Origin of the sequence: Streptomyces sp. NBC_00523 (assembly GCF_036346615.1) — a bacterium.
Classification (GTDB): domain Bacteria; phylum Actinomycetota; class Actinomycetes; order Streptomycetales; family Streptomycetaceae; genus Streptomyces.
This window is the reverse complement of the sequence record NZ_CP107836.1, coordinates 1338339-1353808: the sequence shown is the minus strand read 5'-3', so window position 1 is coordinate 1353808 and position 15470 is coordinate 1338339. Positions and strand designations below refer to the sequence as shown.

General features: G+C 72.7%; 14 protein-coding genes. 11 read left to right on the top strand and 3 right to left on the bottom strand.

Annotation, left to right across the window (positions count from 1 at the left end; genetic code table 11):
• Positions 1-89 precede the first annotated feature (89 nt).
• Positions 90-998, bottom strand: coding sequence for a 5'-3' exonuclease (locus OHS17_RS06070; protein ID WP_330315166.1), 909 nt, complete (start codon positions 996-998; stop codon positions 90-92).
• Between the two features lie 320 nt (positions 999-1318).
• Here OHS17_RS06070 and OHS17_RS06065 point away from each other — a divergent pair, with 320 nt between their 5' ends.
• From OHS17_RS06065 to OHS17_RS06050, 4 genes are all read left to right on the top strand, one after another.
• Positions 1319-2383 carry a quaternary amine ABC transporter ATP-binding protein gene (locus tag OHS17_RS06065; protein ID WP_330311343.1) on the top strand — a complete coding sequence of 355 codons (1065 nt, stop codon included), beginning with the start codon at positions 1319-1321 and terminating at the stop codon, positions 2381-2383.
• Complete coding sequence (locus OHS17_RS06060; RefSeq protein ID WP_330311342.1) at positions 2376-5009, top strand: ABC transporter permease/substrate binding protein; 2634 nt, start codon at positions 2376-2378, stop codon at positions 5007-5009. The genes OHS17_RS06065 and OHS17_RS06060 overlap by 8 nt, the downstream gene beginning before the upstream one ends.
• A gap of 173 nt (positions 5010-5182) precedes the next feature.
• On the top strand, positions 5183-5728 hold the full coding sequence (locus OHS17_RS06055) for a helix-turn-helix domain-containing protein (RefSeq protein WP_330311341.1): 546 nt from the start codon (positions 5183-5185) through the stop codon (positions 5726-5728).
• Positions 5729-5736: 8 nt separating this feature from the next.
• Positions 5737-6444 (top strand): helical backbone metal receptor, encoded by a 708-nt coding sequence (locus OHS17_RS06050; RefSeq protein ID WP_330311340.1) that lies wholly within the window; start codon positions 5737-5739, stop codon positions 6442-6444.
• Here OHS17_RS06050 and OHS17_RS06045 read toward each other — a convergent pair.
• Positions 6383-7531 carry a TDT family transporter gene (locus OHS17_RS06045; protein ID WP_330311339.1) on the bottom strand — a complete coding sequence of 383 codons (1149 nt, stop codon included), beginning with the start codon at positions 7529-7531 and terminating at the stop codon, positions 6383-6385. The genes OHS17_RS06050 and OHS17_RS06045 overlap by 62 nt on opposite strands.
• A gap of 70 nt (positions 7532-7601) precedes the next feature.
• On the opposite strand from OHS17_RS06045, the gene OHS17_RS06040 reads away from it, so the two are divergent.
• From OHS17_RS06040 to OHS17_RS06030, 3 genes are all read left to right on the top strand, one after another.
• Positions 7602-8540: a LysR family transcriptional regulator gene (locus tag OHS17_RS06040; RefSeq protein ID WP_018103778.1), complete on the top strand. Its 939-nt coding sequence runs from the start codon at positions 7602-7604 to the stop codon at positions 8538-8540.
• Positions 8541-8624: 84 nt separating this feature from the next.
• Entirely contained in the window at positions 8625-9125 is a 501-nt protein-coding gene (locus OHS17_RS06035) for a GNAT family N-acetyltransferase (RefSeq protein WP_330311338.1), read from the top strand.
• Positions 9122-10081, top strand: coding sequence for an aminoglycoside phosphotransferase family protein (locus tag OHS17_RS06030; protein WP_330311337.1), 960 nt, complete (start codon positions 9122-9124; stop codon positions 10079-10081). Before OHS17_RS06035 ends, OHS17_RS06030 begins: the two co-directional genes overlap by 4 nt.
• Here OHS17_RS06030 and OHS17_RS06025 read toward each other — a convergent pair.
• Positions 10078-10761 (bottom strand): gamma-glutamyl-gamma-aminobutyrate hydrolase family protein, encoded by a 684-nt coding sequence (locus OHS17_RS06025; protein WP_330311336.1) that lies wholly within the window; start codon positions 10759-10761, stop codon positions 10078-10080. The genes OHS17_RS06030 and OHS17_RS06025 overlap by 4 nt on opposite strands.
• Before the next feature lie 110 nt (positions 10762-10871).
• On the opposite strand from OHS17_RS06025, the gene OHS17_RS06020 reads away from it, so the two are divergent.
• The 4 genes from OHS17_RS06020 to OHS17_RS06005 are packed head-to-tail and all read left to right on the top strand — an operon-like array spanning position 10872 to position 15444.
• Entirely contained in the window at positions 10872-12239 is a 1368-nt protein-coding gene (locus tag OHS17_RS06020) for a glutamine synthetase family protein (protein WP_330311335.1), read from the top strand.
• Positions 12240-12278: 39 nt separating this feature from the next.
• Positions 12279-13643, top strand: coding sequence for an aldehyde dehydrogenase family protein (locus OHS17_RS06015; protein ID WP_330311334.1), 1365 nt, complete (start codon positions 12279-12281; stop codon positions 13641-13643).
• A 5-nt stretch (positions 13644-13648) separates the two neighbouring features.
• Complete coding sequence (locus tag OHS17_RS06010; protein ID WP_330311333.1) at positions 13649-14437, top strand: 3-oxoacyl-ACP reductase; 789 nt, start codon at positions 13649-13651, stop codon at positions 14435-14437.
• A gap of 44 nt (positions 14438-14481) precedes the next feature.
• Positions 14482-15444 carry a DUF2510 domain-containing protein gene (locus OHS17_RS06005; protein ID WP_330311332.1) on the top strand — a complete coding sequence of 321 codons (963 nt, stop codon included), beginning with the start codon at positions 14482-14484 and terminating at the stop codon, positions 15442-15444.
• Positions 15445-15470 lie beyond the last annotated feature (26 nt).

Sequence of the window (15470 nt, the reverse complement as noted above, 5' to 3'; positions counted from 1 at the left end):
GAGGTCAGCTCCCTGCTGCCGGAATTGGAAAACCGCCAACCGATGCCCCCGATGCCGACATCGGCCTTAGGGTTACCTAACTTAACACCTCAGGTTCGCAGAGCGGAGTGGAGGCGCCCGAGGGCCCCGCCCAGCCCCCACCGGGCCGCGAGCGCGTCGAGCGCGGCCGGATCGCGCGGCGCGGCGGGCAGCGCCGGGTCGAAGTCCGGCAGCGGTACGTCACCGGCGACCCGCACCACCTTCGGCGCGACGGCCACATAGGCGCGGGCCTCGTCCAGCCGCTTGCGCTGGGAGCGTGTCAGCTTGGCCGCCGGATCGTCCACCGCCGCCATGATCCCGGCCAGGTCGCCGAAGGCGTCCAGCAGCTTCGCCGCCGTCTTCTCGCCGATCCCGGGCACGCCCGGCAGCCCGTCGCTCGGGTCGCCGCGCAGCAGCGCCAGGTCCACGTACCCGGCGCCGTCCACCCCGTACTTCTCGCGCAGCCACGCCTCGTCCGTCAGCTGGAGGGTGCCGACCCCCTTCAGCGGGTAGAGCACCCGCACCCCGCGGGCGTCGTCCACCAGTTGGTACAGGTCCCGGTCGCCGGTGACGATGTCGACCGGGCCGGCCGCCCGCCCGGTCAGCGTGCCGATCACGTCGTCCGCCTCGTACCCCTCGGCGCCGACCCGGGCGATGCCCAGCGCGTCCAGCACGTCCGCGATGACCGGGACCTGCGGGGCCAGGGTGTCCGGCGTCTCCTCCTCGTCGGGCACGCCCGCTCCGGTCTCGACGGCCACCCGGTGCGCCTTGTACGTAGGGATGAGGTCCACCCGCCACTGCGGCCGCCAGTCCGCGTCCCAGCAGGCGACGAGGTCGTCCGGCCGGTGGTCCTGCACCAGGCGGCCGATGAAGTCCAGCAGCCCGCGTACGGCGTTGACCGGGGTGCCGTCCGGTGCGCGCACCGAGTCGGGCACGCCGAAGTAGGCGCGGAAGTAGAGGGAGGCGGTGTCGAGGAGCATCAGGCGTCGCGTCACACGCCGATGATGCCGCACGGCACCGACAGTGGCCGCCGCGGACGCGGTTCCCGGAAAACCAGGCTGTTTCATGTGATCCAGGTCACTCTTGTGTTTGCTCCGGATAAGCCGGGGCAGGCGCGCCATCGGAGCGGACCACGTCGCGTTTTCAACCAGTGCACGTGCCATGCGGACGGAATCCGTGCCGCTCCACGGTCTGCCGGCGGGGGTGGCAGACCGTTCTCGGTTCAACGCGTGAGGTGTATGTGTCCAGGCTGCAAGCCGAGCACTTGTACAAAGTGTTCGGCAGACGACCCGATCAAGCCGTGCAGAAGCTGAAGAGCGGCACCGGCCGCGACGCGCTGCGCGCCGACGGAACCACCGCAGCGGTGATCGACGCGTCGTTCACCGTCGAACCGGGCCAGATCTTCGTCGTGATGGGTCTGTCCGGCTCGGGCAAGTCCACCCTGCTGCGGATGCTCAACGGCCTGCTGGAGCCCACCTCCGGCCAGGTCCTCTTCGACGGCCAGGACCTGACCGCCCTGAGCCCCGCCGAGCTCCGCCGCGTCCGCTCCACCAAGATCAGCATGGTGTTCCAGCACTTCGCGCTCTTCCCCCACCGGAGCGTCCTGGAGAACGCCGCGTACGGCCTGGAGGTGCAGGGCGTCCCGCGCGACGAGCGCAATCGCCGCGCCACCGAGGCCCTGGAGCTGACCGGCCTGGCGGGCTGGGAGAAGTCCTGGCCCGACGAGCTGTCCGGCGGCATGCAGCAGCGCGTGGGCCTCGCCCGCGCGCTCGCCACCGACGCCGACCTGCTCCTGATGGACGAGTCCTTCAGCGCGCTCGACCCGCTGATCCGCCGCGACATGCAGGACCAGCTCCTGGAGCTGCAGAAGCGGCTGAAGAAGACCATCGTCTTCATCACCCACGACCTCAACGAGGCCATGCGCCTCGGCGACCGCATAGCCGTGATGCGCGACGGCGAGATAGTCCAGCTCGGCACCGCCGAGGACATCCTCGTCACCCCGGCCAACGACTACGTCGCCTCCTTCACCCAGGACGTGGACCGTGCCCGGGTGCTGACCGCCGGCGCGATCATGGCCGAGACGGACACCGTCATCGGCACGCTCTGCGACCAGGGCAAGGAGATCCGGACCACCGACGACGTGCTGAAGGCCACCCCGGCCACCGTCACCGAGGCCACGCCGATCATCGAGCTGTTCACGCCCTGCTCGCAGAGCCGGGTCGCGGTCGCCGTGACCGACGACAAGGGCAAGCTCCTCGGCGTCGTGCCCCGCGAGCGGCTGCTGGCCGTGCTCGGCGAGCCGATGACCCCCGCCCAGGCTTCTCAGGACGCCGCGACCACGCTGAAGAAGGTGGCCGGTGTTTAGGCTCCATCTCGGCGACTGGGTCGACTCCGCGGTCGACTGGCTCCAGACCCACCTCTCCTGGCTCTTCGACTTCATCAGCTCCGTCGTGAGCGGCATGTTCGACGGCATCGCCGCCGTGCTCTCCGCTCCCGCGCCCCTGCTCTTCGCGGGCATCGTCGCCGTCATCGCCTGGTGGCTGCGCGGCCTGCTCGCCGGTGTCCTCGCGTTCGTCGGCTTCGCCCTCATCGACTCGGTCGAGCTGTGGGACGAGGCGATGGACACGCTCACGCTGGTGCTCGTCGCGACGATCGTGACGCTGGTGCTGGCCGTGCCGCTCGGCATCTGGGCCTCCCGCTCCAAGACGGTGAGCGCGGTGACCCGGCCGGTCCTGGACTTCATGCAGACCATGCCCGCCATGGTCTACCTGATCCCCGGCGTGATCTTCTTCGGTGTCGGTGTCGTTCCCGGCATCATCGCCACCATCATCTTCGCGCTGCCCCCGGGCGTCCGGATGACCGAACTCGGCATCCGCCAGGTCGACGGCGAGCTCGTCGAGGCGGCCGAGGCCTTCGGCACCACCTCCCGCAACACCCTGCTGCGGGTCCAGCTGCCGCTGGCGCTGCCCACGATCATGGCGGGCATCAACCAGGTCATCATGCTGGGCCTGTCCATGGTGGTCATCGCCGGCATGGTCGGCGGCGGCGGCCTCGGCGGCTCCGTCTACCGGGCCATCGGCAACGTCGACGTCGGCCTCGGCTTCGAGGCCGGTGTCTCCATCGTCATCCTGGCCATGTACCTGGACCGGATGACCAGCGCCCTGGGCCGCGAGGTCTCCCCGCTCGCCCGCCGCGCGCTCGCCAAGGCGCAGTCGATGGCCGGCGGCCTGAAGATCTGGCACCACCGCCCGCAGCCCGTCGTCGCCGTCGCGGGCGTCGTCGCCCTGGCGCTCGTCGCCGGCGGCATGGGGATCTTCGGCTCCTCGGACGACGACTCCGCCACCGCCTCGGACACGACGAAGATCGGTGCCGGCAAGAAGATCAGCATGGGTTACATCCCGTGGGACGAGGGCATCGCCTCCACCTTCCTGTGGAAGGAGCTGCTGGAGCAGCGCGGCTTCGAGGTCGACGTCAAGCAGTACGAGGCCGGCGCGCTGTACACCGGCATGGCGAGCGGCCAGATCGACTTCGAGACCGACTCCTGGCTGCCGGTCACCCACGCCTCGTACTGGAAGAAGTACAAGGACCGCCTGGAGGACATGGGCTCCTGGTACGGCCCCACCTCGCTGGAGCTGGCCGTTCCCAGCTACGTCAAGGACGTGAAGTCCCTGGCCGACCTCAAGGGCAAGGCCTCGCAGTTCAAGGGCCGGGTCGTCGGCATCGAGCCCAGCGCCGGTGAGATGGGCCTGCTCAAGGACAAGATCCTGCCGGGCTACGGCCTGGACAAGGAGTACAAGGTCGTCGACGGCTCCACGCCGTCCATGCTGGCCGAGTTGAAGCGCGCGTACGCCAAGAAGGAACCGATCGTCGTCCCGCTGTGGTCGCCGCACTGGGCGTACAACCAGTTCGAGCTGACCAAGCTCAAGGACCCCAAGAACCTCTGGGGCAAGGGCGACGGCATCCACACCCTGACCCGCAAGGGCTTCACCGGGGACAACCCCGAGGTCGCCCAGTGGCTCAAGGACTTCAAGATGAGCGAGGACCAGCTCACCAGCCTTGAGGCCCAGATCCAGAAGAGCGGCTCCGGCAAGGAGCAGGAGGCCGTCCGCACCTGGCTGAAGGCCAACCCGGACGTCGCCGCCAAGTGGACCCCGGTGAAGAAGTCCGCCCCGGCCAAGGGCGCGAACGGCAAGGACGAGCGCGACCGCCCGGTCGAGATGGCCTGGTTCCCCTGGGAGGAGGACATCGCCGCCACGTACCTGTGGAAGGCCGTCCTGGAGGAGCGCGGCTACAAGATCAACCTCAAGCAGTTCGAGGTCGGTCCGATGTACACCGCGATGTCGCGGGGCCAGATCGACGTGCAGTTCGACGGCTGGCTCCCGTTCACCCAGAAGAACTACTGGTCCAAGTACGGCTCCAAGCTGACGGACGTCGGCTCCTGGTACGGCCCGACCTCCATCGAGGTCGCGGTGCCCGACTACGTCAAGGACGTGAAGTCCCTGGCCGACCTCAAGGGCAAGGGCTCGAAGTTCAAGGGCCGGATCGTCGGCATCGAGCCCGGCACCGCCACGATGGAGAACCTGAAGAAGAACGTGCTTCCGGCCTACGGCCTGGACGACGAGTACAAGGTGGTCGACTCCTCGACCCCCGGCATGCTCGCCGAGCTGAAGCGCGCGTACGCCAAGAAGGAGCCCATCGCCGTCCTGCTGTGGACCCCGCACTGGGCGTACAGCGAGTACGGGATGACCAAGCTGCAGGACCCGAAGAAGGCGTTCGGTGAGGGCGACCGGCTGCACACCATCGCCTCCAAGGAGTTCCCGGAGAACTACCCGCAGCTGACGAAGTGGTTCAAGGACTTCAAGCTGAGCGAGAAGCAGCTCGCCGGTCTGGAGAACCAGATCCAGAAGCTCGGTACAGGGCACGAAGAGGAAGCCGTGAAGGCCTGGATGGAGAAGAACCCGGGCATCGCGGACAAGATGGCCCCCCAGTAGGAGCCGTCACCGGCCCCGACCAGGGCCGCAGCCCGTGAAGGGGTGGGTCGCGCCGTCCGCGCGACCCACCCCTTCCGGCGTTCCGGAGTGCTCACTTTCCGGGCCGTCCTCGCCTAACGGTGTGCGCGAAGGGCCCACAACCGGAAGGATGGCGTTTCGGGAGGGAGCCGGACATGGACGAGAAGGAAACACTCCGGGTGGGCGCTGCCGTCCGCCGACAGCGCAGATCCCTGGGACTCACCCTGGCCGCGGTTGCCTCGCGCAGCGGCCTTTCCGTGCCGTTCCTCAGCCAGATCGAGAACGAGCGCGCCAGACCCAGCGCCCGGTCGCTCGACCGGGTCGCCGAGGCGCTGGAGACCACCACGGCCCGGCTGCACGCCGCCGCGGACTCCGCACGCGCGGTCGACGTCGTGCGCGCCGCCCAGGAGGACGGGGTGCACCGGGTGGTCCGCGGACGCCACCAGCTCAGCGCCCTGGAATTCACCGGGGAACTCGACCTCGGGCGCGAGTTCCAGCACCGCAACGACGAGCTCCTGTACGTCGCCGAGGGCGCCGCCGAAGTGGAGGCCGAGGGGCGGGCCTACCGGCTGGTCCAGGGCGACACGCTCTTCCTGTCCGGCGGGGTGCGCCACCGCTGGCGGGCCACCCTCCCCGGCACCCGGCTGCTGTGCGTCGCGGTTGCCGAACACATCGACGCCACGTCCGACCCCAGGCGCTGAGGGCCGCCGTGCGCGTCGTCTCCCTGGTCCCCTCCCTCACCGAGGCCGTCGCCGGGACGGCCCCCGGGCTGCTCGTCGGCGTCACCGACTGGTGCACCCACCCGGCCGGACTCGCCGCCGTCCGCGTCGGCGGCACCAAGAACCCCGACGTGGACGCGATCCTGGCCCTGCGCCCCGACCTGGTGGTGGCCAACGAGGAGGAGAACCGGGCCCCCGACCTCGCCGCCCTGGAGGACGCCGGCGCGGACGTCCTCGTCACCACCGTCCGCACCCTGGACGACGCCTTCGGCGAACTGGACCGGCTGCTGACCGGAGCCTGCGGGCTGCCCCGTCCGTGCTGGCTTGACGAGGCCGAGGCCGCCTGGGCGTCCCTCCCGCCGCCCGGTCCGCCGCGCCGCGCGATCGTCCCGGTGTGGCGCAGGCCGTGGATGGTGCTGGGTCGCGACACCTTCGCCGGTGACCTGCTGGCCCGGCTCGGCGTGGCCAACGTGTACGCGGACCACGCCGAGCGCTACCCGCGCGTCCCGCTCGACGAGCTCAACGCGGCCGGCGCCGAGCTGGTGGTCCTGCCCGACGAGCCCTACCGCTTCACCCGGGATGACGGGCCGGAGGCCTTCCCGGGCCTGCCCGCCGCCCTGGTCGACGGGCGGTACCTCACCTGGTACGGGCCGTCGCTGGTACGGGCCCCCGAGGCGCTGCGAGCAGCACTCCGCTGAGCAGCCCGCGCACCGTGCGTACGCCCGCCACCGCCCACGCCGACACCAGCAGCACGTACAGCGCGACGGCCAGCCAGGTGAACGCGGTCAGTCCGGTGTGCCGGGCCAGGCCCGCCGCGCCCGTCACACAGGTGCCGACGGGGAAGGTGAAGCCCCACCAGGTCATCGAGAACGTCATCCCACCCCGGACCGCCCGCGCCACCAGTGCCACGGCCAGGGCCAGCCACATCAGGGCGAAGCCCATCACCGGCACCCCGTACAGCACCGCGAAGGCCCGCAGCGCCGAGGCGTACGGGCTTCCGATCGCACCCGGCGCCACATCGGCCAGCGCGTTGACCGCGGTGGTCGACTGGCCCAGCGGGCCGAGCACCAGGAACAGGGTGGGCGTCAGGGCGAGCGGCAGCGGGCCCCCGTGCACCAGCCGTCCGAAGACCAGCGGGAGCATGACCAGCGTCGCCAGCAGGCTCAGCCCGAACATCGCGTAGCAGCCCAGCAGCAGCGCCTCGCGCCCCTGGCCCGGGGGCAGCTCCGCCACGAGCAGCGGGCCGAGCGCGGCCGACACCATCGGCGCCACCACCGGCAGCAGCCACACGGGGGACGCGGTGCCCGGCTCCGGCCGGTGGCGCGTGATCATGAGGTACGGGACCGCCACGGCCGCCACCAGGCCGGTCACCGTGCCCGCCGTGTACAGGACCACGTCCAGCGCGAGCGCCGCCGGGTGCCCGATGAGGTCCTTGCCCACGGTCATTCCGGAGCCGCCGACGGCCAGCAGCGCCATCGACAGGCAGCCGTAGAACGGCGCGACGGCCTGGTCCGCGAGATGGGCGCGCGCCTGGTCGCGGTGGGCCGCCCAGTGCCCGGCGCGGGCGGCCAGCACGGCGGCGAGCAGCAGCGCCGAGAACAGCCAGACCACCGTGCAGGCGCCGCGCAGCCCCGGCACGTGCACCGGCAGCGCCGCACCCGCGCTCGCGACGATCGCGGTGCCCATCACCGTGGCGTACCAGTTGGGCCCGAAGTGCCGCAGCGCGGGCCGCCGGAAGATACCGGAGTACGGGGGAGAGGTGCGGGTCCGCAGATAGATGGCCATGCCACGATCTTCTGCGGCGCCGGAGAACCCCACCAGGGAGCACCGCTCTATGAGGTCATAAGGTGGACTTATGTCCAGCGAACCGCCCGCCCCCCTGTCCCACCGGGTGCCCGACCTGGGCGCACTGGAACTGCTCCTCGCCGTCGCCCGGCACGGCAGCCTCGGCCGGGCCGCCCGGGACGTCGGCATCACCCAGCCCGCCGCCAGCAGCCGGGTCCGCTCGATGGAACGGCAGCTCGGCCTCGCCCTCCTCGACCGCTCGCCCCGGGGCTCCCGGCTCACCGACGCGGGTGCCCTGGTCACCGACTGGGCGCGCCGGGTCGTGGAGGCCGCCGAGGCGTTCGACGCGGGCGCCCAGGCGCTGCGCGACCGCCGCGACTCCCGGCTGCGGGTCGCCGCCTCCATGACCATCGCCGAATACCTGCTCCCCGGCTGGCTCATCGCCCTGCGCGCCGAACGCCCCGGCACCGCCGTCTCGCTGCTCGCAGGGAACTCCGCGGTGGTCGCCGAGCGGCTGCTGAGCGGCGAGGCGGACCTGGGCTTCGTGGAGGGGCTGTCCGTCCCGGCCGGGCTCGACGGCACGGTCATCGCGCACGACCGCCTCGTCGTCGTGGTCGCCCCCGCCCACCCGTGGGCCCGCCGCCGCACCCCGCTGACCCCGGGCGAACTGGCCGCGACCCCGTTGATCCTGCGCGAGCACGGCTCCGGCACCCGCCAGGTCCTGGACGCCGCGCTCGCCGTCCACGGCCCGCTGGCCCCGCCGCTCCTGGAACTCTCCTCGACCACCGCGGTCAAGGGCGCGGCGGAGAGCGGCGCCGGTCCCTGCGTCCTGAGCGAGCTCGCGCTCGGCGAGGAGCTGTCCGCCCGCCGCCTGGTCAAGGTCCCGATCGCCGGGGCCCGGCTGCGCCGCCAGCTGCGCGCGGTCTGGCCCTCGGGCCACCGCCCGACGGGCCCGGCCCGCGATCTGCTCTCGCTGACCCGGTCGGAACCCTCCGGGGGGACGGTCTAGGCGGAGCCCGTGGAAAACCGCGCGACGCGCCGGGCCGGACACGACACCCTTGCGGGGCACGGCACTTCAGCGAAAGGACGAACCATGGGCACTTCGCCGCACCTCAGGCGGGCCGGCGCGGACGACGCCGCTGAACTCACCCGGCTGCGCCTGATCATGCTCGCCTCCCTCGGCGACGTTCCGGAGGCGGGCTGGACACGGGAGTGCGAGGCGGCCTTCCGCGAGCGGCTGAGCACCGACCCGCAGTTCGTCGCCTATGTGATCGACGGCGGGGACCGGCTGCTGTCCAGCGCGGTGGGCCAGTACACGCGGTCGCTGCCCCGGCCCGGCCGCCCCTCGTACGTCGGGCACATCGCGTCGGTCGCCACCGATCCCGCCCACCGGCGGCAGGGCCACGCCCGCCGGGCCTTCGAGGCCGTCCACGACCACCTCGTCGCGGCCGGCTGCTTCCGCATCAATCTGACCACCACCCCCGAGGGCGAGGGCCTCTACCGGGCGCTGGGCTACGCGGACCCCGGCGGCCCCACGCCCCTGAGCTGGTTCGCCGCCCCCACGCCCGGCACCACGGGGAAGTCGGACCGATGACCTCCACCGCACCGCCCGCGCAGGGCGTCCGCCATCCCTGGTCCGGACTGCCCGCCACCGTACGGGCGGCCGTCGAGGACATCCTCGGCGCGCCGGTCACCGAGGCCCGCACCCAGAACGGCGGCTTCTCGCCCGGCGTCGCCGCCCGGGTCCGCCTCGCGAACGGCGGCCGGGCCTTCGTCAAGGCGGTGAGCGCCGAGGTGAACGCGGACAGCCCCGACATGCACCGCGCCGAGGCCCGCGTCACGGCCTCGCTGCCCGCGCACGCCCCGGTGCCCCGGCTGCTCGGCTCGTACGACGACGGCACCTGCGTCGCCCTCGTGCTGGAGGACATCGAAGGCCGCCAGCCGCGGGTGCCCTGGGACCGCGCCGAGCTGGACCGGGTCCTGGCGGCGGTGGGGGACCTCTCCCGGGCCCTCACCCCGGCCCCGGCCGACGTGGCGTCGGCCGACTGGGGCAAGTCCTCGATGTTCGACGGCTGGCGCACCCTGCACGCCGCCGGCGGCGACGCCCGCCTCCACCCCTGGGCCGCCGGCCACCTCGCCCTCCTCGCGGAGCTGGAGTCCGGCTGGGCCGAGGCCGTCGCCGGGGACACCCTCGCCCACAGCGACCTGCGCGCCGACAACATCCTGCTCACCGGGGACCGGACGGTCTTCGTGGACTGGCCGCACGCGGTGCGCGCCGCGCCCTGGTTCGACCTGCTGGTGATGCTCCCGTGCGTGGCGGCCCAGGGCTACGCCTCCGGAACGGACCGCCCCGACCCCGAGGCCCTGTTCACCGCCCACCCGCTCGGCCGGGACGCGGACCCCGCCGCCGTCACCGCCGTACTCGCCGCCGTCGCCGGGTACTTCGCGGAGCACACGCTGCGCCCCGACCCGCCGGGCCTGCCGACGCTCCGGGCCTTCCAGGCGGCCCAGGGCGCCGCCGCCCTGACCTGGCTCCGGCAGAGGCTCTAGCTTCGTACGGCCTCCACCAGACCCCGCACCACGCGGAAGTCCTCGCCCATCTCCGGATGCCACTGGACCCCCAGGACCCAGTGGTCTCCGGGAAGTTCGACCGCCTCCACGGTGCCGTCCGCCGCGTGCGCCGACGCCACCAGGCCGGTGCCGATCCGGTCCACGGCCTGGTGGTGGTACGTGGGCACGGCGCACACCTCCGGCGCCAGCGCCGCGTAGCGGGTGCCCGGGACCGGCGTCACCGGGTGCGCACCGAACACGCCCACCGGCCCGCCGTGGCCGTCCAGATGCTGGGTCAGGGTGCCCCCGCACACCACGTTCAGCAGCTGCATCCCCCGGCACACCCCGAGCAACGGCGTCCCCGTCTCCAGCGCCGCGCCGATCAGCGCCGCTTCCCAGGAGTCCCGCTCCGGCGCCGGCGGCCCGGTACGCGGATCGCGCCCGGCCCCGTACCGCGCCGGGTCCACATCGGGGCCGCCCGCCACCACCACCGCGTCCAGCCGGGCCACGGTCTCCGCCGCGAGCTCCGGCGCGTCCGGCGGCAGCAGCACGGCCAGGCCGCCCGCCTCCCGCACCATCCGTGCGTACCCGGCGGGCAGCAGCGCCGCCGGCAGATCCCATACGCCCCAGCGCGCCGAAGCCACCAGATAGGTGCTGATCCCGACCAGCGGACGGTTCACCGGTGCCCTCCCTCGTACGGCGCGCGGAACACCCCGGCACCGTACCCACAACAACCCACCTGCCCATAGATTTGTACGCGCCAGCCGGCCCGCGAGGAGAGGACCCGTCCGTGTCCGACCGCACCGCCCCGCTCGCCCTCTCAGACCTGCGCCGCCTCGTGCACAGCGGCGAGATCGACACCGTCGTCCTGGCCTTCCCCGACATGCAGGGGCGGCTCCAGGGCAAACGCTTCGCCGCCCCCTTCTTCCTCGACGAGGTCGTCCGCCACGGGACCGAGGGCTGCGCCTACCTCCTCGCCGTGGACACCGACATGAACACCGTCGACGGCTACGCCATGTCCTCCTGGGACAACGGCTACGGCGACTTCGCCCTGCGCCCCGACCTCGACACGCTGCGCCGGGTGCCGTGGCACGAGGGCACCGCGCTGGTCCTCGCCGACCTCTCCTGGGCCGACGGCACGCCCGTCACCGCCGCGCCCCGGCAGATCCTGCGCCGCCAGCTCGCCCGCCTCGCCGAGCACGGCTACACGGCCCACGTCGGCACCGAGCTGGAGTTCATCGTCTTCAAGGACACCTACGAACAGGCGTGGGACCGGGGCTACCGCGACCTGACCCCCGTCAACCAGTACAACGTCGACTACTCCGTCCTCGGGACCGGCCGCGTCGAGCCCCTGCTGCGCCGCATCCGCAACGAGATGGCGGGCGCGGGCCTCGCCGTCGAGTCCGCCAAGGGCGAGTGCAACCCGGGCCAGCACGAGATCGTGTTCCGCTACGACGAGGCCCTGGTCACCTGCGACCAGCACGCCGTCTACAAGACCGGAGCCAAGGAGATCGCCGCCCAGGAGGGCATGGCGCTGACCTTCATGGCCAAGTTCAACGAGCGCGAGGGCAACTCCTGCCACATCCACCTCTCGCTGCGCTCCACCACCGACCCCGGACGCTCCGTCATGGCCGGTGCCGACGGGGAGATGTCCCCCGTGATGCGGCACTTCCTGGCCGGCCAGCTCGCCGCCCTGCGCGACCTCTCCCTCCTCTTCGCGCCGAACATCAACTCGTACAAGCGGCTGCGCCCCGGCTCCTTCGCCCCGACCGCCGTCGCCTGGGGCCACGACAACCGCACCTGCGCGCTCCGGGTCGTCGGCCACGGCGCCTCGCTGCGCTTCGAGAACCGGCTCCCCGGCGGTGACGTCAACCCGTATCTGGCCGTCGCCGGACTCGTCGCCGCAGGGCTGTACGGCATCGAGCACAAGCTCGAACTCCCCGACCCCTGCGAGGGCAACGCCTACACCGCCGCGTACGACCACGTCCCGGCCACCCTGCGCGAGGCCGCCGCGCTCTGGGAGGAGAGCGGGATCGCCCGCGAGGCGTTCGGCGAGGACGTCGTTGCGCACTACCGCACCATGGCCCGCGTCGAACTCGACGCCTTCGACGCGGCCGTGACCGACTGGGAACTGCGCCGCTCCTTCGAACGCCTGTGACCACGACGCCCGCGAGGCCACGACTGCTGTGAGGACCACGTGATCCACGAGCACCACGTCCTGAACCCGGCGACCGAAGAGGTCGTCGCCACCGTCCCCGCCACCCCCGCCCCGGCCGTCCACACCGCCGTCGCCCGCGCCACCACCGCCCAGCGCACCTGGGCCGCGCTCGCCCCCGCCGACCGGGCCCGGCTGCTGCGCCGGTTCGCCGCGGCCGTCGACGCCCGCACCGAGGAGCTGGCCCGGCTGGAGGTCCGGGAGGCAGGCCACACCCTCGGCAACGCCCGCTGGGAGGCCGGCAACGTCCGCGACCTGCTCGACTACGCGGCCGGGGGAGTGGAACGCCTCAACGGCCGGCAGATCCCCGTCCCCGGCGGCATCGACCTCACGATCCTCGAACCCCTGGGCGTCGTCGGCGTCATCGCCCCCTGGAACTTCCCGATGCCCATCGCCGCCTGGGGTACCGCCCCCGCCCTCGCCGCCGGCAACGCGGTGATCCTGAAACCCGCCGAGACCACCCCGCTCACCGCCCTCCGCCTCGCGGAGATCGCCCTGGAGGCGGGTCTGCCCGAACACCTCTTCCAGGTCCTGCCCGGCGCGGGGGACGAGGCGGGCAACGCCCTGGTCGAACACCCGGGCGTCGCCAAGATCGTGTTCACCGGCTCCACCCGCACCGGCAAGCGGATCATGGCCAAGTGCGCGGACCGCCTCAAGCGGGTCACCCTCGAACTCGGCGGCAAGAGCCCCAGCATCGTCTTCGCCGACGCGGACATCGAGGCCGCCGCGGCCGCCGCCCCCGACTCCTTCCTGGACAACGCCGGCCAGGACTGCTGCGCCCGCACCCGCATCCTCGTCCAGCGCTCCGCGTACGACCGCTTCCTGGAACACCTCGCCCCGGCCGTCGCCGCGTACACCGTCGGCGACCCCGCCGACGAGAAGACCCGGATGGGCCCGCTCATCTCCCGTACCCAGCTCGAACGCGTACGCGGTTACGTCCCCGAGGGCGCCACCGCGATCCGGGGGAGTGCGCCCGAGGGGCCCGGCTTCTGGTTCCCGCCGACCGTCCTCACCGGCGTCCCGGCGGACGCGCCCGTCGCCACCGAGGAGGTGTTCGGGCCCGTCGCCGTCGTGCTGCCCTTCGAGGACGAGGCGGACGCCGTGCGGCTCGCCAACGCCACCGACTACGGGCTCGCCGGCTCGCTCTGGACCCGTGACGTGGGGCGCGCCCTGCGGGTGTCCCGGGCCGTCCGGGCGGGCAACCTCTCCGTCAACTCGCACTCGGCGGTGCGCTACTGGACCCCCTTCGGCGGGTTCAAGCAGTCCGGCATCGGGCGCGAGCTGGGGCCCGACGCCCTCACCGCCTTCACCGAGACCAAGAACGTCTTCCTGAGCACGGAGGTCTGAAACGCATGACCACGGACCACGGGAACATCTGCCGCCGCCTCGTCGGCCGCACCGCCGTCATCACCGGCGCCGGCAGCGGCATCGGCCTGGCCACCGCCCACCGGCTCGCCTCCGAAGGGGCGCACGTCGTCTGCGGCGACATCGACGCGAAGGCCGGCGAGGCGGCGGCCGAAGCGGTCGGCGGCACCTTCGTACGCGTCGACGTGACCGACCCCGGACAGGTCGCCGAGCTGTTCCGCACCGCCGACGACACCTACGGCTCCGTCGACATCGCGTTCAACAACGCGGGCATCTCCCCGCCCGAGGACGACTCCATCCTCACCACGGATCTGGAGGCGTGGAAACGCGTCCAGGACGTCAACCTCACCTCCGTCTACCTCTGCTGCAAGGCCGCCCTGCCCTACATGCGCCGCCAGGGCCGCGGCTCCATCATCAACACCGCCTCCTTCGTGGCCCGGATGGGCGCGGCCACCTCGCAGATCTCGTACACCGCCTCCAAGGGCGGGGTGCTGGCGATGACCCGCGAACTCGGCGTCCAGTTCGCCCGCGAGGGCATCCGCGTCAACGCGCTCTGCCCGGGACCGGTCAACACCCCGCTGCTCCAGGAGCTGTTCGCCAAGGACCCGGAGCGGGCGGCCCGCCGGCTGGTGCACATCCCGCTCGGCCGGTTCGCCGAGGCCACCGAGATCGCCGCCGCCGTCGCGTTCCTGGCGAGCGACGACGCCTCGTTCGTCAACGCCACCGACTTCCTGGTGGACGGCGGCATCTCGGGCGCCTACGTGACCCCGCTGTAGACCTCTCCTCCTGGAGCTGTGGACCTCTCTCCTAGAGTGGAGCGATGAGCTACCCGACGCCGCCCGGCTGGTACCCGGACACCGCAGCGCCCGGCACCGAGCGCTGGTGGGACGGGACGGCGTGGACCGCCCACACCCGGGCACCCGCCGCGCCCGCCCCGGCGCCGATGCCGATGCAGTTCCAGGCCCCGGTCCAGGCCCCGGTCCCGGCTCCGGCTCCGCAGGGCGGCGGCAGCGGCCGGGCCGTCGCGCTCGTGGTGGCCGGGGCGGTCGTCGTCGGCGCCGTCGTGACCGGGGCCGTGCTCCTCACCCGGAACGACGACCCGGGGACCCCGGCCGCCCACGCCTCGCAGTCGCCCACCCGGACCGGCAGCGACGGGGTGCCCGGCGACGACGACCCCTCACCGGACGGCACCCCCGCGCACGAGGACGCGAATGTGCTCACCGACCAGCTCAACGGCATCACGCTGCCCATCCCGGACGGCTGGGAGCGGCCGGAGCGGACCGCCGACCAGGCGCTCACGATGCGCACCAAGGACTCGTACGAGTGCCCCGGCGCGTCCTCCTCGTACTGCTACCACGGCACCGTCACCACCCGGACCCCCGGCGGCACCGACGCCACCACGCCCGAAGCCCTCGCCAAGGAGGACATCGCCGACGCCGCCGACCGCGCCTACGAGGAGGACATCGTCGGGCGGCGCATCCACGGCGGCATCACCGCGCACCGGCAGACCGCCGCGGGCGAGGTCACCGTCGCCGGCCGCACCGGCTACTTCATCCGCTGGAAGGTCACCACCGCCAAGGGCCCCGGCGGCTACGTGGAGTCGCTCGCCTTCCCGTCACCCGCCGGCAGCGAGTCGCCCGTCATCGTGCGGTTCGCCTTCGACGCCGGTCCCGACGGACCGTCACCGGCCCTCATGGACACCGTCACGAAGGGCATCCGCCCCATCGGCGCGAAGGCGACGGACGGCGGCGTCGGCAGCGCGGTCGAGCACCCGGGCGGCTGAGGAGACGTACGGCTGAGGAAACGTAC

Excerpts from the sequence above, each read along its gene's own strand:
- OHS17_RS06070 (WP_330315166.1), bottom strand. The coding sequence starts at position 998 with ATGCTCCTCGACACCGCCTCCCTCTACTTCCGCGCCTACTTCGGCGTG.
- OHS17_RS06055 (WP_330311341.1), top strand. The coding sequence starts at position 5,183 with ATGGACGAGAAGGAAACACTCCGGGTGGGCGCTGCCGTCCGCCGACAG.
- OHS17_RS06045 (WP_330311339.1), bottom strand. The coding sequence starts at position 7,531 with ATGGCCATCTATCTGCGGACCCGCACCTCTCCCCCGTACTCCGGTATC.
- OHS17_RS06040 (WP_018103778.1), top strand. The coding sequence starts at position 7,602 with ATGTCCAGCGAACCGCCCGCCCCCCTGTCCCACCGGGTGCCCGACCTG.
- OHS17_RS06035 (WP_330311338.1), top strand. The coding sequence starts at position 8,625 with ATGGGCACTTCGCCGCACCTCAGGCGGGCCGGCGCGGACGACGCCGCT.
- OHS17_RS06030 (WP_330311337.1), top strand. The coding sequence starts at position 9,122 with ATGACCTCCACCGCACCGCCCGCGCAGGGCGTCCGCCATCCCTGGTCC.
- OHS17_RS06010 (WP_330311333.1), top strand. The coding sequence starts at position 13,649 with ATGACCACGGACCACGGGAACATCTGCCGCCGCCTCGTCGGCCGCACC.
- OHS17_RS06005 (WP_330311332.1), top strand. The coding sequence starts at position 14,482 with ATGAGCTACCCGACGCCGCCCGGCTGGTACCCGGACACCGCAGCGCCC.